Source organism: Arthrobacter mangrovi (assembly GCF_026011795.1).
Classification (GTDB): Bacteria; Actinomycetota; Actinomycetes; order Actinomycetales; family Micrococcaceae; genus Crystallibacter; species Crystallibacter mangrovi.
In genome coordinates this window covers 51,849-74,965 of the sequence record NZ_BRVS01000004.1, presented here as the reverse complement: position 1 = coordinate 74,965, position 23,117 = coordinate 51,849, and the positions used below count along the sequence as shown (strand labels likewise).

Here is a 23,117-nt window from a genome sequence, read left to right as displayed (position 1 = left end):
GACGCCGCAGCGGCTGCCGGAAGCCTCCGGTCCGGCCGCGGCGGCCGGACCGGAGGCAGGGTCTAGCGCAGGTCGAAGCGGTCGAGCTCCATGACCTTCACCCACGCCGCGATGAAGTCCTTGGCGAACTTCTCGCCGGCGTCGCTGCTCGCATAGACCTCGGCCAGTGCGCGGAGCTGCGAGTTGGAGCCGAAGATCAGGTCCACTGCCGTGGCCGTCCACTTCAGCTCGTCCGTAGCGACGTCGCTGATCTCGTAGACGTTCTCCTCCTCCGACGCCTTCCACCGGGTGCCCGGAGAGAGCAGGTTGACGAAGAAGTCATTCGTCAGGACCTGGGGCCTGTCCGTCAGGACGCCGTGGGCGGTACCGCCGAGGTTGGCCCCCAAGGCGCGCATGCCGCCGACGAGCGCTGTCATTTCCGGCGCCGAAAGGTCCAGCAGGTATGCCTTGTCGACCAGAAGCGTCTCCGGCTGGAGCTTCTCGCCCGGACGCACGTAGTTGCGGAATCCGTCCGCCCGCGGCTCCAGGTACTGGACGGACTCGACGTCGGTCTGCTCCTGGGACGCATCGGTGCGGCCGGGGCGGAAGGGGACCGTGAGGTCGAAACCGGCGTCCCGGGCCGCCTTCTCCACCGCTGCGCAACCGCCGAGGACGATCAGGTCCGCCAGCGACACCTTCTTGCCCCCGGCCTGCGCGGCATTGAACTGCTGCTGCACGTTTTCCAGCGCCTGCAGGGTGCCGGCCAGCTGCTCGGGCTGGTTGACCTCCCAACCGCGCTGCGGCTCGAGCCGGATGCGGGCGCCGTTGGCGCCACCGCGCTTGTCGGTCTTGCGGAACGTGGAGGCGGATGCCCATGCAGTACTGACAAGTTCAGGAATGGAGAGGGCATCCAGCAACTGGGTTTTGAGCGAGGCAATGTCCTGCTCGCTGATCAGTTCGTGGTCAACCGCAGGAACCGGGTCCTGCCACAGCTGCGGTTCCGGGACCCACGGGCCGAGCATGTGCGGGCCCACGGGGCCCATGTCGCGGTGCAGCAGCTTGTACCAGGCTTTGGCGAATGCCAGCGCAAACTCGTCCGGGTTCTCCAGGAACCGCCGGCCGATCTGTTCATAGATCGGATCGAAGCGGAGCGACAAGTCGGTGGTGAGCATCGTGGGGCGGTGCTTTTTCTCCGGGTCGTGGGCGTCCGGAATGATCTCCGGCGCATCCTTGGCGACCCACTGGTGGGCGCCGGCCGGGCTCTTGACCAATTCCCACTCGTGCTCGAACAGGATCTCCAGGAAGCGGTTGCTCCATTCCGTCGGCCGGTCCGTCCACGTGACCTCGAGGCCGGAGGTGATCGTGTCGCCGCCCTTGCCCGTGCCGTAGGTGCTGAGCCAGCCGAGCCCCTGGGCTTCCAGGTTCGCGGCCTCGGGCTCGGGGCCGACGTGTTCGTCGGCGTCGGCTGCGCCGTGGGTCTTGCCGAAGGTGTGGCCGCCGGCAATGAGTGCGAAGGTCTCTTCGTCGTTCATCGCCATCCGTTTGAAGGTCTCGCGGATGAAGGAGGCCGCGAGTTTGGGATCCGGGTTGCCCATGGGACCCTCGGGGTTCACGTAGATCAGGCCCATTTCGGTTGAGCCGACCTCGGGGGCCATCGTGCCTTCGCCGATGTAGCGTTCGTCGCCCAGCCACGTGTCCTCCGGGCCCCAGAAGATCTCCTCTGGTTCCCACACGTCCTCGCGGCCGAAGGCAAAGCCGAAGGTTTTGAAGCCCATCGACTCGAGGGCGACGTTGCCGGCGAGGACGAGAAGGTCCGCCCAGGAGAGCTTCTGGCCGTACTTCTGCTTCACCGGCCACAGCAGCCGCCGGGCTTTGTCCAGGTTGGCGTTGTCGGGCCAGCTGTTCAGCGGCGCGAACCGCTGAGTGCCGTCCCCCGCGCCGCCGCGGCCGTCGTGGACACGGTAGGTGCCGGCAGCATGCCAGCTCATCCGGATCATCAGGCCGCCGTAGTGGTTGAAGTCCGCCGGCCACCAGTCCTGGGAAGTGGTCAGGACCTGGATAATGTCCTGCTTGAGTGCCTCGACGTCGAGCTTCTGGAACTCCTCGCGGTAACTGAACGCGGGGCCGAGCGGGTTGCCTGCCGGGTGGTTGGCGTGGAGCACGGAGAGGTCGAGCTGGTTCGGCCACCAGTCCGCGACGGTCCGCGGGCGGTGAGCCTTGGGCTGCGGCGAGTCGATCGCCGGATTCTCGCTCTCGCTGCCGTGCGAGGTCACGCTCTCGGGGGCGACCGGGCACCCGCCCTCAACCTTGCGATCCAGGCCCTGGGCGCTACCCGGGGTGGGGATCGGGGGGTGGTCCTGGCGATCGGTCATGAGTTTCCTTCCATATGGCCGAGGCCGTGGTCGGACTCGGACAGCCGGGTCTAACCCTCCCATTTGACCACGAGCGGGCTGCGCAGGGGAGGGCCCCTGCGCTATTGCCTGCTGGCCGGCCGGGTCGGTTACCGAACCGCGGCAGCCCTGATGCTGCGGCCGCGCCATACGAGGAGGGCGCCGCCCAGCAACATGAGTCCTGCTCCGCCGGAGGCAAGCCACAGGGTTCCGTGGGGAACGCCGGTCTGCGCCAGCTCGTTGACCGGGGCGGCCGCGGGCGCGACATCCGCAGCGGGGGTTTCCGGCGCAAGGCCGGCGGCCGGGGCGGCAACCAGGCTTGCCGGGCGGACATCCGGCGCGGGTTGGCTGGTCGGCTCCCTGAATTCCGGTCCTGCCTCACCGGGCCAGTCCTCAAAATCGACCGGCCATTCACCGAAGTCCTGGAACAGCTCGTACATCCACTGGACCAGTTCTTCGCCGGCGGCCGGGTCGGACACGCTCATTTCGCGGATCAGGTCGGCCAGGCCGTCCAGGTCGCCCGCCATGAGGTAGTCCAGCATGAGGTCGACGAGGTATTGCATGCCGTCGGACTCGAGCACGAGTTCGAGGTTCTCCTCCATCCAGCGGTTGATCGTGTCCTCGTCGCTGGCGGCGATGTCGTCCGGGATATTGAAATCGGCATGGGTCAGGGTGCGTCCGCCCACCACGATGAATTCGGCGGGCGCGGGATCTGCCGCCGGGGGAGCCGCGGACTCGGGCGCGGGCTGCGACGTCGGCTCCTCTGCAGCGGGGGCCGGTGCGTTCTCGGGGGCAGCGGGCGCGGTCTCTGGTGCGGGGTCTGTCCCGTCGCCGGACGACGGGTCGGTCCCGGGCAAGGCCGGGTCAGGCGCGGGAACGGGTTCTTCCCCAGTTCCGTCTTCTGCCGGGGCTTCCTCTTCAGCGGCTCCGCCGATAACCTCGCCTGCGGCCTCGCCATCGGTTCCGTGCGGTGCTTCGCCGTTGCGGGGGGCTGGGGTGCCCTCGACCAGCAAGGGGATCACGGCGCCCGCGACGGCCTCTTCGGTCCCGGCGGGAACGGATTCCGGAGCCGACAGAGAGTCGGTCGCTGCGGCCGCGTCGATGTGCGCTGCTTCCGGGGCAGCCGCCTCGAGGGCGTTCATGACCGGGGCGGCTGCGGGTGCCGGTTCGGTGATGCGGGCCGGCTGTCCGGAGGCATCCTCGTCGATGGCCTGGGCCGGTGCGGCACCGAGGGCGAGAGCGGCGGCAACGGTGCCGGTGAGCAGCGCAGAGCGCAGTCGTGATGTCACGTGGAAGTCCTGTCCCCAACTTGGCTGTGCAAAGGGGGCAGCCACCGCGCCAATCCGGTCGATCCCGTGCCCCGCGTCCGGCTTCGTCCGGACTTAGCCAGAAATATAAGTGATCCGCAGCATATTTGCCAGTCAGAACGTTTTTTCGAAACTTCCCGGCGGGTCTTCGGGTTCGCTGAACGCGGCCGCTGCATCAGGCGGGGGAGGGTCAGGCAGGAGCTTACCCGCCGGCGTGTTTGACCACGGCGACGGTGCCGGCGTCGCCGTCCACGCGGACGAGGTCGCCGACGGCGAGTTGTTGCGTCGCGACGCCGGTGGCGAGCACGGCGGGGATGCCGTACTCGCGGGCGACGATGGAGCTGTGGCTGAGTGGACCGCCGACGTCGGTTACCACGGCGGAAGCCATGGCGAACAGCGAGGTCCAGGCCGGCGTGGTCATCCGGGCGACGAGGACGTCCCCCGCGCGCATCCGGCCGAAGTCCTCCGGGCCGCCCAGCACGTTGGCGGCGGCCGTCACCTGGCCGGGGCTGGCGCCGATGCCGCGGATGGTTTCCCCCTGCTGGTCCTGGGCACCGGCGGGCATCATGGAGCCGAAGAGCCGGTTCATCCAGGGCCGTTGCGGAAGCATCTGAGGCGCGGTGGCCCGGCGCCGGGCGCGCCAGAGCATCCTGCGCTGTTCGACGGCGCCTGCCCGCACCGGTACTGCGGCCCCGGTGATGGCGGCTCCGCCGCGGTCTGCCGCGTCCGCCAGGCCGAAGTCCACCGCCGCGCGCAGCTCGCCGTGGCGGAGCCAGAAAATGTCTTCCGGTTCGGCGATCACACCGGAGGCCGCCAGGCGCCGGCCGAGCTCGCGCAGCATCCGGCGCAGCAGCGGCCAGGCCAGCCCGACATCGGCCAGCGCGTCCTCCCGCACCGGGGCGGCCGCCTGGGCCCAGCGCAGCAGTTTCAGGAAACCGCGGCGTCGCGCCAATCCGAGCCGGGCCAGCGCCGCGGCGGTCAGCTCGTCCCGCCTTGCGGCCGAGAGCTGCTGCCGGCGGTGCGGGTCCTGGCCCCGGCCGCCCAGATAGAACCGCACGGTTTCCAGGTGCGGGGCCGGGTCGTCCGCCGGTACCGGGACGGCGAAGTCGAGGTTGTAGACGGCATGGCCGAAGCGGTCCAGGTGCCCGGCGAAGCGCTCCTGCCAGGAATCCCACAGGTCCGCGGCAATGCCCGCGGGGGCGGTCCCGCCTGCCAGGGCCCGCGCCAGCTCGGACACCGGAACCGCCAGGAGCGCCTCCGCCAGCCCGGGCTGCCGCCGCGACCACTCAGCCAGGTCGTATAGCGACTTCTCGGCCCGGATGGGGGCGCTGTCGAAGCCCAGCAGGAACACGGAAGCGGGCGGGTCCCCGTCCCGGCGCACCAGCTTGTTATAGAAGGCGGTGAAGGCCATCTCGCTGGAGGCGGCGGCCGGAATGACGGACTGCACGGCCGTGTAGTACTCGGTGCCGGCGTCCAGCAGCGTCCCGACGCCGTCGAGCAGCTCCCCGCCGTCGAGCTCCTCCGGCCGCTTCCCGGCCCAGTCCCGGACCGTCGCCACGTAGCGCGGGTGCCCGTACTCGTGCCAGCCCTTGAGGCCCATGTTGGCCCCGCCGCGCGCCAGCTTCAGCATCGCCGGCAGCGTCCTGGCCGTCATCCGCAGCATCGCCGAATTCCGGTAGTAGTAATAGGCATAGCCGTTCACGGTCGGAAAGCGGACATCGCCGTCGTTCAGTAGCTGGCGCCCCATGACCCGGTCCATCAGGGCTCCCAGCGAGCGGGTCACCGAACCGTCTACCATGTCTGCGAACAAGGGCGTGAGCGGATCCGGCATTTGCTCCACGATGCTGGCCCGGAAGTACATGCCGCCGGGGTAGGGGACGCCCCAGTCCGTCGGCGGTGCGGCGCCCGGCTCCGGCAGGGCGGTGATCGGCCGTGCCTGCAGGATCCATGGCTTGCCGTCGGCCAGCGACCATTCAATGTCCTGGGGCGCGCCGAACAGCCCGGCGATGCGCGTCCCCAGATCGGCCAGCCCGGCCGCCGCTGCGTCATCGAGCACGGGCTTGCCGAGGAGCGCCTCCGGCAGCTCCTCGCTCCGCACGCCGCTGCCGGCCGGCACGGTCCTCGCCTGCTGCCCGCCCGCCTGCCGCGACAGCACCCGCCGCGATCCGGCGTCGACAATCAGTTCATCGGTGCCCACGGTGCCCCCGACGACCGCCTCGCCCAGTCCCCAGGCCGCGCTGATGGCAAGCCGGTCACGGCGCCCGTCCGCCGGGTTGGCAGTGAACAGCACGCCGCTCGCATCCGCGTCGACCATGCCCTGCACCACCACCGCCAGGCGGACGTCGGACGGCGCAATGCGCTCGCGGGCACGGTAGGCCATCGCCCGCGGCGTCCACAGCGAGCTCCAGCAGTTAACGACGGCGGCGGCCACCTCCCGCTGCCCGCGCACGTTGAGGTAGGTCTCCTGCTGCCCGGCGAAGCTCGCGCCCGGCAGGTCTTCGGCGGTGGCGGAGGATCGGACCGCCACCGCCGAGTCGGCGCCGAGCCGGCTGAGCGCCTCTGCCAGCTCTGCAGCGATGTCCGCGGGAACCGTGCCGCCGGTAAACAGGGTGCGGATGCTGGCCGAGGCCTCCTCGTAGGCCTGTGGCGGGGCGTCGGACGGGAGGTCGGCCGCGGCGAGGATCCGGGGGCCGAAGCCGTTGGCCGCCACGAAGGCCTCGTAGGCCGCGGTTTCCACGATGAAGCCGGGAGGCACCGGGAAGCCGGCCCGGACGAGTTCCCCTAGGTTGGCGCCCTTCCCTCCCGCGGAGGCGAGGTCCGTCCGGCCGACGTCCGCCAGGTCCCTGATGAATGCCATGATCCGACCCCCGCCTCAAGATGCCCGTTGGCCGCGCCCTGAACGCTGCTCCGGTCTTGCCCCTGCCGGGAAGCGGCCACGCTGCCCTCAGGGTACTCCGCTTCCCCATCCCGGGGCAGGACCGGAAGCCACGAAGTGGGCTATGGCAGTTGCGGTATTACGCAGGCGGGACTGCGGTGCGCCTCGCAGGCGGCCTGGGTGCGGAATGCTCGTTCCAGAGGTTCACTGGCTGCTCCGCGTTCCTGACTAGCGGCATCCTGGGATGTGGCCGGTGCGAAGTCAGGGATCTCGTTCACTATGACTTCAAGGCGGCGCCGGCGGTGAGTTTCCACTATGGAGTGCACGCCCAGGGCGGCCCAGGCGAAATTGGCAGCCGCGCTTGGCCACGCTCCATAAATTGCACTGGCAGTCCCGCCCAGCAGTCCGCCGACGGTGTTGAGGAGCGCATACCGGCGGGATTCAGATGTAAGCCACCCTTTCCATAGCATTGCGTAAGCTACGAAAGTCCCGATTGTTCCCAGCCAGCCCAGAGCCGCCGCCAGCATCCCATCTCCCCCTCTGCCCGAATATCCGTTATGGCGCCAATCTTCAGCGAAGAAGTCATTTAGATCAATTGCATTCCACTGCAGACCAGGTTTAGAGAAACTAAACCTCACCCAAGCGCCGGATTGCTGTTGACAGTGGGGGACGTTTTAACTGGCTTTCCTGCCTGCTGACCCACGAGCAGGGTTAAGATCCGTTGCCTTCTCACGCGCCTATGGTTTAGAACCACTGAATATGGAAATCGACCCGCGCCGACTGCGCGTGCTTCTGGCCATCGCCCGTACTGGCGGGATACTTGCTGCGGCTGATGACTTGAGGATTACGCCTTCGGCCGTGTCACAGCAACTGAACAAGCTGGAGAATGAGACGGGGCACGCGCTGGTCCTGCGGACACCCAAAGGATCGGTATTGACGCCCGCCGGTCTGGCGATAGCCGAAGCGGGCGAAGAAATTGAGCGGGCGCTCAACGTCGCTCGTTCCCGCATGGAAGGCGGGGCGGAGCTCGCCGGCGTTGTGCGGGTGGGGGGATTCACCAGTTTTCTTCGGACCATGGTGATCCCGCGCCTGCCCGCATGGCGCATCGAATATCCGCAGTTGCAGATTCGGATCATCGAGGATGACCTCCCTGCGCTGCTGCGGTTGCTCCGTCAGCGCGAGCTCGATGCCGTCGTGGTGGAGCTCGACTCGGCGACGGCCGAACAACGCTCACTTCCGTCCGGAATGTCGGAGGAGCCGCTGCTCGACGAGCCTTGGAAGCTCGTCGTTCCCTCGGAAGCACTCATCGACACGGAAAATGTCGACCTTGCCCGCCTGCCGCTTCCATGGATTGGTGTCGAACCTTCAGCGGCCAATGCTTCGGTCATCGGCAGGCTCCACAAGTCAACAGGCGCCCGGACGGCGACGATCCATCAGTACCAAGAGACGTTGACAGCCCTCGCGCTGGTGGCCGCGGGGGAGGGAGTTGCCGTTGTGCCGGCCATGGCGCTGAGCGGCGTCGTCCAGGATGGCGTCGACGTCCTGGACGTGCCCGGGCTCGGAACACGACGTATCGTTCTACGGCGGTTCGACCGGCGGAGGTCTGGAAACGGTCCTACGGACACGGTCGCCCGCCTTCTCCGGGAATCCGTTGCAGAGTTCGACGCGCGTGCGGCAACCTGAGCGGCCCCTGGAGGCTAAGACGTATTTGCCCAAGGCGGAGGAGGACCAGGACCTTGTGCGGGCGGAGCCCGGATGATCAGGGCGGTAGCTGTCCGGAATACGCCTTTCGACGGATAGACGAGCCCCGGGCAGGGGCTTAATCTGAATTGCGGTCTCTTCGAGCGGCGCCCGATTCATGCGCCGGAACGCCTCACCGAGGGCGCCGTCACTCCACCTTGTTGTCTTCGCCGAACATCGTCTTCCGAAATGTTTCAGAAAGCGGCTCATGCTGATCAAACTGGTCCGCCATTATGCGCGGCCTTATCTTCCGTATGTCCTGGCGGTGGTGGTGCTGCAGCTGGCGTCCACCATCGCGGCCCTCTACCTGCCCAGCCTGAACGCCCAGATCATCGACGAGGGCGTCTCGCGGGGCGATACCGACTACATCTGGAACACCGGAGCGGTGATGCTGGGGGTCGCCTTCGTGCAGGTGGCCACCGCCATCGCGGGCGTCTACTTCGGCTCGAAGGCGGCTATGGCAGTCGGCCGGGACCTGCGCAAGGGCGTCTTCCACAAGGTGGCCGGGTTCTCCGCGCGCGAGGTCAACGAGTTCGGCGCGCCGAGCCTGATCACCCGCGGCACCAATGACGTGCAGCAGGTGCAGATGCTGGTGCTGATGGGCCTGAACTTCATGGTGTCGGCGCCGATCATGTGCGTGGGCGGCATCATCATGGCGGTGCGCGAGGACCTGCAGCTGTCCTGGCTGGTCTGGGTCTCGGTGCCGGCGCTTTTCGTCGTCGTCGGTTTCCTGGTCTGGAAGCTGATGCCGCTGTTCCGCACCATGCAGGCCAGGATTGACGGGATCAACGGGGTGCTGCGGGAACAGATCACCGGCATCCGCGTGGTCCGGGCCTTCGTGCGGGAACCGTACGAGGCCAGGCGCTTCGACAAGTCGAACCGTGAACTGACCGACGTGTCCCTGGCCGTCGGATCGCTGTTCGTGCTGATGTTCCCGGCGATCGGCATGATCCTGCACCTGGCGACGGCCGCCGTGCTGTGGTTCGGCGGCCTGCGGGTCGATGCCGGACAGATGCAGGTCGGCGCGCTGACCGCGTTCCTGCAGTACCTGCTGCAGATCCTGGTGGCAGTCATGATGGGCACCTTCATGGCGATGATGATCCCGCGCGCCGCCGTGTGCGCGGAGCGGATCGGCGAGGTGCTCAAGGCGGCGCCCTCGATCCACGAACCCGAGCGGGCGACGGTTCCCGCGGAGGCAGCCGGCGCGGTCGAATTCCGCAACGTCTCCTTCGCCTACCCCGGGGCCGAGGCTCCGGTGCTGAGCAATGTAAGCTTCACCGCGCGGCCGGGCCAGACGACGGCAATTGTGGGCAGTACCGGCTCCGGCAAGAGCACACTGGTCTCCATGCTGCCGCGGCTGTTCGACGCCGGCAGCGGCGAGGTATTGCTCGACGGCGTTCCCGTCACCGAGCTTGCGCGCCAGGAGATCACCCGGCGCGTGGCGATTGTGCCGCAGCGGCCCTACCTGTTCTCCGGAACCATCGCGCACAACCTGCGCTTCGGCGACCCGGATGCCCCTGACGAGGAACTCCGGGAGGCGCTGGCCGTGGCCCAGGCGGACTTCGTGCTGGAGGGGGAGCACGGGCTTCAGTCCCGGGTCTCGCAGGGCGGCACCAACGTATCCGGCGGGCAGCGGCAGCGGCTCTGCATCGCCCGCGCGCTGGTCGCCAAGCCCAAGGTCTACCTGTTCGACGACTCGTTCTCCGCACTGGACGTGGCCACCGATGCGCGCCTCCGGGCGGCGCTGAAGACCCGGACCAAGGATGCCACCGTCATCATCGTTGCCCAGCGCGTGGCCACGATCCGCGATGCGGACCAGATCCTGGTGATGGAGCACGGGCAGATCGTGGACCGGGGCACCCACGAGGAGCTGCTCGAGACCTCGCCCACGTACCAGGAAATCGTTGAATCGCAGATCGCAGCCGAGGAGGTGGCCTGAGCATGGACAAGGACAACCGGGCAACAGAACCCCGGGTGGCCCCGCCGGGGGACCCCGACACCGCGCCGGCCATCGAGCCGGTGGCCGCACCCACGCCGGGGGCCGCCGCGGAGGCGCAGGCCGAGGCCCTCGCCGGGACATTCGACGAGGAGGAGTACCAGCCCACCGAGGCGGACGGGCACTGGCCGGGCGCCGTACCGACGAAAAAGGCCCGGCATTTCTGGCCCTCGGCGAAACGGCTCTTCGGCCTGCTGAAACCCGAGAAGGCAGGGATTTTCGCCGTCCTCGCGATGGTACTGGTCGCCGTCGTCCTCAACGTCATTGCACCGAAGGTCCTGGGCAACGCCATGGACGTCATCTTCAACGGTGTGGTCAGCAAGAACCTGCCCGCCGGCGTGAGCCAGGACCAGGTGATCGCCGGCCTGCGCGCGCAGGGGCAGGACCAGTTCGCGGACATGCTCTCCGGAATGACGCTGACTCCGGGCGCCGGGATCGACTTCGACCTGCTCGGACGGCTGATCCTGATTGTGCTCGGCATGTACCTGGTCGCCTCGCTGTTCATGTGGCTGCAGGGCTACGTGCTGAACCGGATCGTGATGCGCGTGGTCTTCAACCTGCGCCGCGATGTGGAGGCCAAGCTGAACCGGCTGCCGCTGAACTACTTCGACACCCGGCAGCGCGGCGACCTGCTCTCCCGGGTGACGAACGACGTCGACAACGTCCAGCAGGCGCTGCAGCAGGCTTTCGCGCAGCTGATCATGTCCGCCCTGAGCCTGGTCGGCATCACCGTCATGATGTTCATCGTGTCCTGGCAGCTGGCGCTGATCGCGCTGATTGCGCTCCCGCTGTCCGCCGTGGGCGCGGGCCTGATCGGCGTGCGCAGCCAGAAGCTCTTCGCCGCCCAGTGGAAGAACACGGGCGCGCTGAACGGGCACATCGAGGAGTCCTTCAGCGGGCACGACCTGGTCCGCGTCTTCGGCCGCGAGCAGGAATCGCTGGCCGAGTTCGAGAAGAAGAACGAGGAGCTCTACAAGGCGTCCTTCGGGGCGCAGTTCGTCTCCGGCATGATCATGCCGATCATGCAGTTCATCTCCTACCTGTCCTACGTCGGCATCGCCGTGGTGGGCGGCCTGCGGGTGGCCTCGGGGTCGATGACGCTGGGCGACGCGACGGCGTTCATCCAGTACTCGCGCGAGTTCAACCAGCCGCTGAGCCAGATGGCGGGCATGGCGAACATGCTGCAGTCCGGCGTCGCCTCCGCCGAGCGGGTGTTCGAGCTGCTCGATGCAGAGGAGCAGGAACCGGATACGGCCATCGGGACGCTGCCGGCGAAGACGGACGGGCACGTCGAGTTCGAGCGCGTCAGCTTCAGCTATACGCCGGAGAAGCCGCTGATCGAGGACCTCTCCTTTGCCGCACGGCCGGGGGAGACCGTGGCCATTGTCGGGCCCACCGGTGCCGGCAAGACGACACTGGTCAACCTCGTGATGCGCTTCTACGAGCTGGACTCCGGCCGGATCACGCTGGACGGCGTAGACATCACGCACCTGACCCGGGCCGAGCTGCGCTCCAAGGTGGCCATGGTGCTGCAGGACGCCTGGCTCTTCGGCGGGTCCATCTTCGACAACATCCGCTACGGCAACCTGGACGCCACCGAGGAGCAGGTGCTGGCCGCAGCCAAGGCGACCTACGTGGACCGGTTCGTGCGGGCGCTGCCGGACGGCTACGACACGGTGATCGATGAGGAGGGCAACAACGTCTCGGCGGGCGAGAAGCAGCTGATCACGATCGCGCGGGCGTTCCTCGCGAATCCGTCGCTGCTGATCCTGGACGAGGCGACCAGCTCGGTGGACACGCGCACCGAGCTGCTGGTGCAGCACGCCATGGCCGCGCTGCGCACCGACCGGACCTCGTTCGTGATTGCGCACCGGCTTTCGACCATCCGGGATGCGGACGTCATCCTGGTGATGGAAGAGGGACAGATCGTTGAGCAGGGCAACCACGCCGACCTGCTCGAGGCCCAGGGCGCGTACTACCGGCTGTACATGTCGCAGTTCGCCGCGGCGGCTGACCCGGCCTGATCCGCCGGGGTAGCCACCCCGTCATCGAGGAAGCAGCTGATGCCCGTTTCCTGCCGGAAAGGGGCATCAGCTGCACAGTCGGCGGGAGGGGAAGGTCGGGTTGCGGACGGTTCGGGCGCGGGACATCTTCACGAAATCTGCGGCCGAAACCTTGACCTCCGGCTTCCGGCGGGAGGAAGCTAACGGTCAGCTTTGCCCGTCCGGATGAGAGGCCCCGCATGCCTGCAGAGATTCCTGCCGCCCCAGCCCGACCCGCCCGCAGCTCTTCCAAGGGGAGCCGGCGCGGCCTCCGCCGGCTGGTACTGCTCTTGGCCTGTTGGGCGTTCGCCGCGGTCATCGGCCTTGCCGGCGCTCCGGGTGCCGCCGCGGCCCCGGCGAAGGGAGCCAGCGCGACGCCGCTGGGCAACGATGTCTCCTGGCCGCAGTGCGGCAAGGTGCTGCCGACCGGGCAGGCCTTCGGCATCGTCGGCGTCAACGGCGGCCTGGCGAACAACACCAACCCCTGCTTCGCGGACCAGCTCGCCTGGGCGGAGAAGTCCTCGGGCGGCACCGGCCAGCCGCTGGTCGCGCTTTACGTCAACACGGCAAACCCCGGCACCGCCGGTTCATGGTGGCCAGACAGCAACCAGTATGGCGGCACGACCGTCAGCAACCCCTACGGGGAGTGCAAAGGCGGCGTGGACCCGGCCTGTGCCTACATGTACGGCTACGCCAAGGCCTACGACGACGTCCATCTCCGCGGGGTCAGTAACCCGACGGTCTATCTGTGGTGGCTGGACGTGGAAACCGAGAACAGCTGGTCGGACGACCAGGAGGCCAACAGGGCTGACCTCGAAGGCATGACCGCCTACTTCCAGAGCATCGGGGCCCGCGTCGGCCTGTACTCGACGTCCACGCAGTGGGGCCAGATCGTCGGGCAGGTGCCGCCGACCAGCAACCTCTACAGCCTGCCGAGCTGGCTGGCCGGCGCCCGCACGCTCAACGGAGCCAAGAACAAGTGCGCCGCCGCCCCGCTGACCCCCGGTGGCCGGGTGACGCTGACGCAGTTCGTCTCCCGCGGCTTCGACTACGACTACTCCTGCATCTAGCCCGTACAGGCCGCTGATTGCCCCGACCCGGCACGGGCCAGGATCACCGTCCCGGCGGCTGGCTCTCCGGCCCGGTTTCCCCCGCTGCACCGGATGCGGCACCCACGGGAGCCGGGGTCCGCCGGACGACCGGAACCGTGCCCGTGGAGACGGGTTCCGTGCCTCCGGCCAGTCCGGGTTCGACGGGATGCTCCGTCGTCGGCTTCAGTTCAATGGTGCGCCGCAGCGGGATTTCCCTGATGAAGAGGACGGCAACGAGCGCGATGACGGCGATGGCGGCGGAAATCAGGAAGATGGTCGCGGTGCCGTCTCCGTAGGCCGCCCGCATGATCTCCCGCACCTGGGGCGGCATCGCGGTCAGGTCAAGCGACGCTCCGCTGGCGTCGCCGGAGACCGGAATGCCGGCCTTCTCCAGTTCGGCCGCCGCGGTGGAACCAACTTCGTTGGACAGGACGGCGCCCAGGACGGAGACGCCGATGGCGCCGCCGACGGACCGGAAGAACGCCACCGAGGCGCTGGCGGAGCCGATGTCCTTCACGTTGACCGTGTTCTGGACGGCAAGGACGAGGTTCTGCATCAGCATGCCCATGCCTAGCCCCAGCAGGAAGATGTAGATGCTGACGACCCAGAACGCGGTCAGGTGGTCCAGGGTGCCCGCCAGGCCGGTACCGCCGATGACCAGGACCGCGCCGAGGATCAGGTAGCGCTTCCATTTGCCGTAGCGGGTGATCAGCTGGCCGGAAACGGTGGAACCGACGAGGTTGCCGGCGATCATCGGCAGCATGAGCAGGCCGGCATGCGTGGGCGTCGCGCCCCTGGCCACCTGGAAATACTGGCCGAGGAAGGTCGTGGAACCGAACATCGCGATACCGACGGAAACCGAGGCGATGATGGACAGGGCCGTGGTGCGTTCCGTGATGATCTTCAGCGGGATGATCGGCTGCGCCACCTTGGATTCGACGAACACCAGCAAAGCCAGGAGAACGACGCCGGTGCCCACCATGAGCGCGGATCGTCCCGAGACCCACTCGTAGTAGCCGGCCTTGCCGGCGAAGGAAACCCAGATGAGCAGGATCGATACGCCGGCGGTCAGCAGGATGGAGCCGAGCCAGTCGATCCTGGCCGGACGGCGCACATGGCTGATCTTCAGAGTCAGCTGGAGCATGATGAGCGAGACCACCGCCAGGGGCACGCAGACAAAGAAGGTCCAGCGCCAGCCCAGCGGGCTGTCCACGATGAAGCCGCCCAACAGCGGGCCGCCTGCGGTGGCCACCGCCATGACCGCACCCATGTAGCCCGCATAGCGGCCGCGTTCGCGCGGCGGGATGATCGAGCCGATGATCGCCTGCGCCAGCGCGGTCAGCCCGCCCATGGCCGCACCCTGGATGACGCGGGCGGTCAGCAGGGTGGGCATGTCCTGGGACAGGCCGGCCAGCACGGAGCCGGCCACGAAAACGATGATGCTTAGCTGGACCAGTAGCTTCTTGCTGAACAGGTCCGCGAGCTTTCCCCAGATCGGCGTCGTCACGGCATTCGCCAGCAGCGCGGCCGTTACGACCCAGGCGAAATCGGTCTGGGTTCCGTGCAGGTCCGCCATGATGGTGGGAAGCGCATTCGCCACGATGGTGCTGCTGACCATCGCGGTGAACAGGGCAGCCAGCAGACCGGTGAGGGCCTGCAGGATCTGCCGGTGGCTCATCCCGCCCGGGTCCGGCTTGGACGCCGGCGATTCGATGGGTTCTACGTCCGTGCGGGTTGCTGTCATTTGGCCGCTCCTGCAATGCTCTGCTGCTGATTGTGCTGGCCCGGCTTCTTTGCGCGGAGTGAATTCTCGAGGGTTGCGGCGAGGCGCTCCATCGTCGCTGCGGCCGACGCTGCGTCCTCGTCGCTCCAGTCGACGAGCATCTCCTGCAGCAGACCGGCCCGCCGCGCCGCAGCGGCCCGCAGGCTCGTCTGGCCTTCGTCGGTGAGGGAGAGCAGGAACGCGCGGCCGTCGGCCGGATCCTGCCGCCGCTTCAAATGTCCGGAGGCTTCCAGATCGGCGATGTGGCGGCTCAGGGCGGCCGCCCCGATGCCGAGCCGGTCGGCGAGATCCGTGGCGCGCACTTCGCCGGCGTCGCCGATCAGCCGCATGACGCCTTGGAGCGCGACGCCGGGCCCGGCGGGATCCGCGGCAATGTGGTGGGCGCAGCGCATTGCGCGCTGGAAGGAGTAGATCTTCCTGATGAGTTGTTCGGCGGTGCCGGTTTCTACAGCCATGGGTACCTCAAGTAGTTCGTTTACTAAGGCAACTATATCTTAAGTACTTACCTTGGGCAACTAAACAGTGCCTCCGCCGTCGTTATCCCGAACCCGTCTTCGGAACCGGCCCTCAGAACCGGCCCGGTCCCGCCGCGCCTTAAGCTGGGAGGCGTGACTGAACGACAGACCGCGATCCGTCCCCGGCAGGGCCTGAACCGCACGATCCTCGCGCTGGCCCTCCCGGCTTTCGGGGCCCTGGTGGCCGAGCCGCTGTTCCTCCTGGCGGACTCGGCGATCGTGGGGCACCTGGGCGTGGCGCAGCTGGCCGGCGTGGGGCTGGCCGCCACCGTGGTGCAGACCGCCGTCGGCCTCATGGTCTTCCTGGCATACTCGACCACCCCCGCGGTGGCCCGCATGCTCGGCGCCGGCAGGATCGCGGACGCGCTGGCGATCGGGCGCGACGGCATCTGGCTGGCCGTGCTGCTGGGACTCGTCCTCTCCGCGGCGGGCTGGTTCAGCGCACCGGCGCTGGCCTCGGCCATGGGTGCCGCGGGCGAGGTCCACGAGTACGCCGTCGACTACCTGCGCTGGTCGATGCCCGGCCTGACGGCGATGCTGATCGTCCTCGCCGCCACCGGCGTGCTGCGCGGCCTGCAGGACACTAAAACGCCCCTGCTCGTGGCGGGCATCGGGTTCATGGTCAACATCGGGTTGAACTTCGCGCTCGTGTACGGACTGGACCTGTCGGTGGCCGGCTCGGCGCTCGGCACCAGCCTGGCGCAGTGGGGCATGGCCGCGGTCTACCTGGCCATCGTCTACCGGGCCGCCGTCAAGTACCGCATTCCGCTGGCGCCGACCTGGGCCGGCATCAAGTCCACCACGCATGTGGGCTCCTGGCTGATGCTGCGCACGCTGAGCCTGCGGATCGCCATCCTGGCCACCGTCTTCGTCGCCACCTCGCAGGGGCCGGTGAGCCTGGCAGGGCACCAGCTCGTGATGACGGTCTTCACCTTCCTGGCCTTCGCGCTGGACGCCATCGCCATCGCCGCGCAGGCGCTGATCGGCAAGGAGCTCGGCGCCGGCAACAAGCCGCTGGCCCATTCGCTGACCCGCCGGATGATCGTCTGGGGCGTCGGCTTCGGGGTGCTCACCGGAGCGGTCCTGGGGCTCGCCGGACCGCACATCGGCTGGATGTTCACCTCGGATCCGGCCGTGCAGGAGGCCTTCGCCGTCGGCGTGCTGCTGCTGGCCCTCAGCCAGCCGATCTGCGGCTTCGTCTTCGTGCTGGACGGGGTGCTGATCGGGGCGGGCGACGCCAAATACCTGGCGGTTTCCGGCGTCGTAAATCTCCTGATGTACCTGCCGCTGCTGGCCATGGTCGACGCCGGACGGCTGTCCGGCGCCGCGGGCCTGGTCTGGCTGTGGGCGGCCTTCGGGCTCGGCTACATGGCCGCCCGCGCGCTGACCCTCGGCTGGCGCGTGCGCAACGATGCGTGGATGGTCACGGGGGCGCACTAAACTCGTGGGGTGAGCACCAACAGAGCAGCCCAGGCCGCAGCCTACTGGCAACCCGTTATGCTGAGGGCCCTCGCGGCCGCGCTCTTCGGGGCCCTGACCATCTTCTGGCAGGAGCCGGGCGAGGCCGTCATGGCCGTGGCCGGCGGGCTCTACCTGCTGCTCAGCGGCGCCGCCGTGTGGATGCTCTCGCGCAGGTCCGAGGCGGCGGAATACCGCACGCTGCTGACGCTCCAGGCCGGGGCCTTCGCCGTGGCCGGTTTGCTGGCCATGGCGCTGCAGGCCCCTCCGGCCTTCACGATCCTGGCCACCGCCGCACTGCTGATCGGCGGCGGCGCGGAACTGGTGCTCTGGTGGCAGAACCGCGGCGAAGAGGGATCCGTGCTCTCCAAGGACTGGCTCATCACCGGCGCCGTGTCGGTCGGGTTCGGCGTCGCCATGCCCTTCTTCACGCACCTCGGTGCGCACGCGCTGCTCGGCGTGCTGGGCGGCTCGGCCATCATCATCGCCGTCGTGCTTGGCATCGCGGCGATCAGCTATCGGTTCGATGCGCGGAAGGCCGCGGCCGCCTAGGTCCGCCCCCGGGCGTTCGCCGCCGCAGGTTCGCCGCGGCCAGTTCGCTACCGTCCGTCTGCCCCGGACGTTCGCCATGGCCCGCCGGCTCCGCCCGCGGCTTCCTGCCCGCGAAGCCCGGCTTCTTCTACAGCCGGTAGACTTGTGTGGAAAGCTTTGCAGTATTCAGGAGGATTCATCGTGGGGACCAAGCCGTCCGGAGCATCCAATGAGGCACGGATGTCCGTCAAGGGGCCGCTGATCTTCTCGGCGGTACTCGCCGTCATCGCGGGCTTCTTCACGATGATCTTCTCCACCGGCGGCGCCGGCCACGAGCTGCGCTGGGACCTGGGCATCACCGCCGCGGGCATCGCGTTCATCGCATCGCTGCTCCTGGTGGCCGTGCTGACGATGGCCAGCAAGGAGAATCCTGACCACCTGAGCGAGGGCTCGGGCATCCACCGCGTCTCCTCGAAGATTCCCGGCGGAGCCGGCAGCGTGGGCAACCCCCGGAAGAATGCGGAGGGCCACAAGCCGGGGACGCCGGCCGCCGAGGATCCGGATCCGGACAATAACGACGACGGCGGGACGCCCCGAAGCGCCTGACCCGCGTACCGTGCGCTAGGGGCTGCGGTGCAGGATTTCAGCGGCGAGGACCAGGCCGATTCGCTGGCGGCGCGTACGGCCGACGCCGCCGAGGAGCTCTCCAACACCAGGACGCTTGACGTGCTGGCAAGGTTCGGCTTCGCTGTGCTCGGCCTGGTGCATATCCTCATCGGCGCCATCGCCGTCCGGATCGCCTTCGGCGGCTACGGCGAGGCGGATCCCGCCGGTGCGGTAGACATACTGGCGGCCAGCGCCCCGTTCGGGCCGATCGTGATGTGGAGCTGCTTCCTGGGCTGCGCCGGCCTCGCCGTGTGGCAGTTCAGCGAGGCGACGCTGCGGGCCCGGCACCTGCCGCGGAAGCGCGAGCGGGTGTCCAAAGCTATCTCCTCCGGATCGCTGAGCATTGCCTACGGGCTGTTTTCGCTGACGTTCGCGCGCTATGCCTTCGGCGGCCACGCAGACTCGGGGGAGTCCACCAAGGATCTGACTGCCGCGCTGCTGGCCACCGGACCGGGTGTGGCCCTCCTGGTGGCGGCGGGTAGCACGGTCTTCGGCATCGGCATCTACTTCGTGGTCAAGGCGCTGCGCCGGAAGTTCAAGGAAGAGCTCAACCTCGGCGTGACCAAGCGCGGCCGGACCGTCAACGGCCTCGGCGTCTTCGGCCACATCGCCAAGGGCGTGGCCCTGATGCTGATGGGGCTGCTGATCGTGATAGCCACGCTCAAGCATGACCCGGCGGAGTCGACCGGCCTGGACGGGAGCCTTAAAGCACTGCCGGAACACCCGTTCGGTGTTCCGGCACTGCTGGCGATCGCCCTGGGGCTGATCTGCTACGGCATATTCGCGATGATCAGGGCCCGGTACGGGCGGATGTAGGGGCCTCGCGGGCTACACGAGCGGGTCCTGGTCAGGACGGGACGGGTCACGCAGGAACTCGCCGGTCGCGTTGGGGCTGGTCGTGCCGGTGACGCCCGGGCTGGTGGTGCCGGCCGCGCCGGTGGCCGCGTGCCCCGCCCCGTGGCCGTCGTCGTTCTTGTGGAACACTTCCTTGGCCTTCTCGCTGACCTTCTCCTGCACCTGCGGAGCCTTCTGCTTGGCCCACTCGGTGCTCTCGGAGACCTTGTTCTGGACCTTGGGATCGTTCCAGAGTTTCTTGGCTTCCGTCTTGACCTTTTCGTAGCTCTCCCGCCCGGAGCGTGAGCCGAGCAGGAATCCGACGCCGACGCCTGCCAAAAAAACCGCTTTCTTCATCATTGCCGTTCCTCCAGTTCGTTGGTGGGCGTTACCGCTCCATTCCTCAGCCTACTGATGATTCGCGGATTCGCAACGGGTCGGCGGCAGCTTTGCGGGCGCGGTAGGCGGCGACATGCGTACGGTTGGCGCAGTTGCCGGTGTCGCAGAAGCGCTTCGAGCGGTTGCGCGACAGGTCGACCAGGACGGCGTTGCAGTCTTCGGCCTCGCACACCCGCAGGCGCTCGAGTTCCTGTTCGCGTATCACGTCGACAAGCGCCATCGCCGCCTCGACCGCCATCCGAACCTCCAGCGGCGCCTCGGGCGTGGTGGCGTGCAGGTGGTACTCCCAGTGGTCATGCTTGACGAGCTGCGGGAGCGCCCGGCCGTTCCGCAGAATATTGTTGACCAGCCGCACGGCCTCATCCTCCTCGGCGGTCCAGACGGCGCGCAGCTGCGGCCGCAGGTGGCGGACGGCGCGGAGCTCGTGCATCGTGTGGGTGCGCGACCCGGTAAACCCATTGACGCGGAGGAATTCGTCCAGGTCGGCCCCGGTCCTGAGCTGGTCGACTTCCTGCTCGGCGGTATTGATGAGCTTTGCCGCGTGGATCAGCGACGTCTCGGTGTCATGGGCAAAAACCATCTTGACTCCTGAACGGGAACAAAAGTACTGTCAGCACTATACCCGCTTTAGCCCCTGACGCTCCGCTGCGCCCGCGCTCGCCGAGGACAGGGCTCAATCCGATAGACGAGGTCCCATGGCCGGCAAAACCGCCTCCGTTCCGGCTGCCCGCGCAGTTCCATCTGCGGCTGCCTCCGGCGTGGGCATTGCGCTGCTCTCGTCCGCCGTGTTCGGGCTCTCCGGGTCTTTCGCCAAGTCGCTGCTGGAGGCGGGCTGGACGCCCGGTGCCGCCGTCGCCGTCCGCATGATCGGCGCCGCGCTTGTGCTGGCTATCCCCGCCATGCTGGCCCTGCACGGATACTGGCACCAGGTGCGGCGCAACTGGAGGACGATCGTGCTCTTCGGCCTGATCGGCGTAGCGGGCTGCCAGCTCTTCTACTTCAACGCGGTGATGACCCTCTCGGTGGGCGTGGCGCTGCTGCTGGAGTTCCTCGCGCCGGTGCTGATCGTGCTGTGGCTGTGGCTAACCAGCCGGCGCATGCCCCGGCCGGCGACACTGGCCGGGACCGTGCTGTCCGTTGCCGGGCTGATGCTGGTGCTGGACGTGTTCGGCTCCGTCCGCATGGATCCCGCCGGCGTGCTTTGGGGGCTGGGCGCGGCCGTCTGCCTGGTCATCTACTTCTTCATAACCGCCAAACAGAACGATTCGCTGCCGCCGCTGGTGCTTGCGGCCGGCGGGCTGCTAGTGGGCGGAGTGGTGATGCTGGTGCTCGGCGCCGTCCGCGCCGTGCCCATGGGGTTCAGCACCGCCGATGTCTCCCTGGCCGGCTGGAGCACCGAATGGTGGGTCCCGATGCTCGGACTCGTGCTGTTCTCCACGGTCTTGTCCTATGTCACGGGGATCATGGCGGCGCGGATTTTGGGCTCCAAGGTGGCCTCCTTCGTGTCGCTGACGGAGGTGCTCTTCGCCGTGCTCTGGGCCTGGCTGCTCCTGGGCGAGCTGCCCGCGGCCATCCAGTTGCTCGGCGGCGCGCTGATTGTCGCCGGCGTCGTGCTGGTGCGCCTCGACGAACTGCGGTCGCAGCCGCGCAGGATCAAGGCGGTGGAGCCGGTTCCCGTCCCGAAGCGCGGCGGCGCCGGAGCCTAGGCGGGCAACGCCGTCGTACTTCAGCTCCACCCGCCATTTGGTTCCGCCCGCCGGAACCGCGCCGCCCCCGGGTGTACCCCGCCACGCCGAACCTAGCGGTGAGCTTGCTCACAATGTGTGGCGGTCGACACGCGGCGGCGTGCCGGGGGCCATATACTTTTTCACTGATACCGAACGTTCGTTCACCTGTCGAACCGATCTTCTTCCCGAGCTGCACGGTTGGTCCAGGCATCAGCAAGAGTTAGGCCCCGAATGGATATCAAGTCGCGGATCGAAGCCGCACCCATGAAGCGGACGCAGATCGGCATTATCGCCGTCTGTGCCGCCCTGTACATGATCGACGGCTTCGACGTGCTCGTCATGGCGTTCAGCGCCAACGCCGTTTCCGAGCACTGGGGCCTGAGCGCCGGACAGCTGGGTATGCTGCTCAGCTCCGCGCTGGTCGGCATGGCCCTCGGCTCGATCTTCGTCTCCACGATTGCGGACATCATCGGCCGCCGGAAGACCCTCCTGCTGGGCGCCACCGTCGTCGCGCTCGGCATGCTGGCCTCGGCCTTCGTGCCCAGCTACGGCCTGCTGGTCGTGCTGCGCTTCGTTACCGGCCTGGCCGTCGGAACCCTGCAGGCCACCGCCAACGTGCTCGCCTCCGAGTTCGCCAACGCCAAGCGCCGTTCCACCTCGCTGGCCCTGGTCAGCATCGGCCAGCCCATCGGCGGCGTGGTCGGCGGCCTGATCACCGGCGTCCTGATCCAGGCCTACGGCTGGCGCGCGGCCTTCATGTTCGGCGCCATCATCACCCTGGTCATGATCCCGATCATCTGGCGCGCCGTGCCGGAATCGATCGACTACCTGCTGGTCCGGCGCCCGGCCAACGCACTGGATCGCGTCAACAAGGTGCTGGCCCGCATCGAGCAGCCGGCCGTCTCCGTGCTGCCCGATGCCGCCCCGGCCCCCGCCAAGAAGAAGTCCCGCTTCGGCGACGTGCTCACCGGAGCCAATGCCCGCCGCACCATCCTGATTTCGCTGAGCTACTTCGTCCTGATGGCCAGCTTCTACTTCGCCAACTCCTGGACTCCGAAGCTGGTCACCGCCAGCGGCTTCAGCCAGCAGGACGGCATCAACGCGGGTGTGCTCTTCAGCGTCGGCGCGATCGTCGGCGCCGTGACCCTCGGCTTCTTCGGTGCGCGTTTCCCGATGCGCAAGGTACTGGCCGTCTTCTTCATCCTCGGCGGCCTGACCTTCGGTGCCTTCTCGCTCTCCACCGGCTCCCTGGACGGCGCCCTGCTGGCGGCGTTCCTTGTCGGCTTCGGCTCCAACGCCCCGATCGCCGGCATGCTGGCCATCAGCCCGACCTATTACTCCTCCGAAGTCCGCGGCACCGCTCTGGGCCTGGTCATCGGGATGGGCCGGGTCGGCTCCATCGCCTCGCCGATCATCGCCGGCGCCCTGATGGACGGCGGGTGGCAGCCGACGGATCTGTACTTCCTGTTCATCGTTCCGATGCTGCTCGGCGCGGCGTTCATCTCGATGCTGGGCAAGCCGGTGCTGGCCGCCGCGGCCCCCTCCGGCGAGTCCAAGCCCGCCGGCCACGAACTCAGCGCAAGCCGCTGATCCCGCCGGGGCGGGCCGCGCCACAAGCGCTGTCCGCCCGGCTTTCCCCTAACGACGGCGGGGCCCGGCTTAATCAGCCGGGCTCCGTTTTCGTGTGCGCGGCACGGGCCCGGCTGGGGGATGGTGCCGGAATTGCTCCCCGGGGACGGTAGCGTGCGGCGACCGGGCGGGGCAGACTGGAAGGAGCCAGCCTG

At 68.2% G+C, this 23,117-nt stretch carries 18 protein-coding genes; 10 read left to right on the top strand and 8 right to left on the bottom strand.

The window, feature by feature from the left end:
• Nucleotides 1-62: 62 nt before the first annotated feature.
• The 4 genes from katG to AHIS1636_RS20460 form a co-directional block, all read right to left on the bottom strand.
• Nucleotides 63-2,351 (bottom strand): catalase/peroxidase HPI, encoded by a 2,289-nt coding sequence (gene katG / locus AHIS1636_RS04455; protein ID WP_264794612.1) that lies wholly within the window; start codon nt 2,349-2,351, stop codon nt 63-65.
• Nucleotides 2,352-2,479: 128 nt separating this feature from the next.
• Nucleotides 2,480-3,658 carry an LPXTG cell wall anchor domain-containing protein gene (locus AHIS1636_RS04450; RefSeq protein ID WP_264794611.1) on the bottom strand — a complete coding sequence of 393 codons (1,179 nt, stop codon included), beginning with the start codon at nt 3,656-3,658 and terminating at the stop codon, nt 2,480-2,482.
• Between the two features lie 220 nt (nt 3,659-3,878).
• A complete protein-coding gene (locus AHIS1636_RS04445; RefSeq protein ID WP_264794610.1) occupies nt 3,879-6,533 on the bottom strand; it encodes a PEP/pyruvate-binding domain-containing protein in 2,655 nt (884 codons plus the stop codon).
• Nucleotides 6,534-6,673: 140 nt separating this feature from the next.
• Nucleotides 6,674-7,078 carry a CBU_0592 family membrane protein gene (locus tag AHIS1636_RS20460; protein WP_507762586.1) on the bottom strand — a complete coding sequence of 135 codons (405 nt, stop codon included), beginning with the start codon at nt 7,076-7,078 and terminating at the stop codon, nt 6,674-6,676.
• Nucleotides 7,079-7,310: 232 nt separating this feature from the next.
• On the opposite strand from AHIS1636_RS20460, the gene AHIS1636_RS04440 reads away from it, so the two are divergent.
• From AHIS1636_RS04440 to AHIS1636_RS04425, 4 genes are all read left to right on the top strand, one after another.
• Nucleotides 7,311-8,234 (top strand): LysR family transcriptional regulator, encoded by a 924-nt coding sequence (locus tag AHIS1636_RS04440; RefSeq protein ID WP_264794609.1) that lies wholly within the window; start codon nt 7,311-7,313, stop codon nt 8,232-8,234.
• 265 nt (nt 8,235-8,499) lie between these two features.
• Nucleotides 8,500-10,230, top strand: a complete 1,731-nt coding sequence (locus tag AHIS1636_RS04435; protein ID WP_264794608.1) for an ABC transporter ATP-binding protein — start codon at nt 8,500-8,502, stop codon at nt 10,228-10,230.
• A 2-nt stretch (nt 10,231-10,232) separates the two neighbouring features.
• Nucleotides 10,233-12,311, top strand: coding sequence for an ABC transporter ATP-binding protein (locus tag AHIS1636_RS04430; protein WP_264794607.1), 2,079 nt, complete (start codon nt 10,233-10,235; stop codon nt 12,309-12,311).
• A 218-nt stretch (nt 12,312-12,529) separates the two neighbouring features.
• Complete coding sequence (locus AHIS1636_RS04425; RefSeq protein WP_264794606.1) at nt 12,530-13,399, top strand: glycoside hydrolase family 25 domain-containing protein; 870 nt, start codon at nt 12,530-12,532, stop codon at nt 13,397-13,399.
• A 43-nt stretch (nt 13,400-13,442) separates the two neighbouring features.
• Here the strand turns inward: AHIS1636_RS04425 and AHIS1636_RS04420 are convergent, their stop codons facing one another.
• Both AHIS1636_RS04420 and AHIS1636_RS04415 read right to left on the bottom strand, forming a co-directional pair.
• On the bottom strand, nt 13,443-15,164 hold the full coding sequence (locus AHIS1636_RS04420; protein ID WP_373875784.1) for an MDR family MFS transporter: 1,722 nt from the start codon (nt 15,162-15,164) through the stop codon (nt 13,443-13,445).
• On the bottom strand, nt 15,161-15,658 hold the full coding sequence (locus AHIS1636_RS04415) for a MarR family winged helix-turn-helix transcriptional regulator (protein ID WP_264794605.1): 498 nt from the start codon (nt 15,656-15,658) through the stop codon (nt 15,161-15,163). Before AHIS1636_RS04415 ends, AHIS1636_RS04420 begins: the two co-directional genes overlap by 4 nt.
• 153 nt (nt 15,659-15,811) lie before the next feature.
• Between AHIS1636_RS04415 and AHIS1636_RS04410 the strand changes: the two genes are divergently transcribed.
• The 4 genes from AHIS1636_RS04410 (at nt 15,812) to AHIS1636_RS04395 (ending at nt 19,189) form a co-directional block, all read left to right on the top strand.
• Entirely contained in the window at nt 15,812-17,158 is a 1,347-nt protein-coding gene (locus AHIS1636_RS04410) for an MATE family efflux transporter (RefSeq protein ID WP_264794604.1), read from the top strand.
• A 9-nt stretch (nt 17,159-17,167) separates the two neighbouring features.
• Entirely contained in the window at nt 17,168-17,728 is a 561-nt protein-coding gene (locus AHIS1636_RS04405) for a hypothetical protein (RefSeq protein ID WP_264794603.1), read from the top strand.
• Nucleotides 17,729-17,908: 180 nt separating this feature from the next.
• On the top strand, nt 17,909-18,313 hold the full coding sequence (locus AHIS1636_RS04400) for a hypothetical protein (protein WP_264794602.1): 405 nt from the start codon (nt 17,909-17,911) through the stop codon (nt 18,311-18,313).
• 27 nt (nt 18,314-18,340) lie between these two features.
• Nucleotides 18,341-19,189, top strand: a complete 849-nt coding sequence (locus AHIS1636_RS04395) for a DUF1206 domain-containing protein (protein ID WP_264794601.1) — start codon at nt 18,341-18,343, stop codon at nt 19,187-19,189.
• Between the two features lie 12 nt (nt 19,190-19,201).
• Here the strand turns inward: AHIS1636_RS04395 and AHIS1636_RS04390 are convergent, their stop codons facing one another.
• Complete coding sequence (locus AHIS1636_RS04390; protein ID WP_264794600.1) at nt 19,202-19,567, bottom strand: YtxH domain-containing protein; 366 nt, start codon at nt 19,565-19,567, stop codon at nt 19,202-19,204.
• Between the two features lie 43 nt (nt 19,568-19,610).
• Nucleotides 19,611-20,186, bottom strand: coding sequence for a CGNR zinc finger domain-containing protein (locus AHIS1636_RS04385; RefSeq protein ID WP_264794599.1), 576 nt, complete (start codon nt 20,184-20,186; stop codon nt 19,611-19,613).
• A 115-nt stretch (nt 20,187-20,301) separates the two neighbouring features.
• Here AHIS1636_RS04385 and AHIS1636_RS04380 point away from each other — a divergent pair, with 115 nt between their 5' ends.
• Together AHIS1636_RS04380 and AHIS1636_RS04375 are read left to right on the top strand one after the other, a co-directional pair.
• Nucleotides 20,302-21,312, top strand: coding sequence for an EamA family transporter (locus AHIS1636_RS04380; protein ID WP_264794598.1), 1,011 nt, complete (start codon nt 20,302-20,304; stop codon nt 21,310-21,312).
• Between the two features lie 186 nt (nt 21,313-21,498).
• On the top strand, nt 21,499-22,923 hold the full coding sequence (locus AHIS1636_RS04375) for an MFS transporter (RefSeq protein WP_264794902.1): 1,425 nt from the start codon (nt 21,499-21,501) through the stop codon (nt 22,921-22,923).
• Nucleotides 22,924-23,117: the final 194 nt, after the last annotated feature.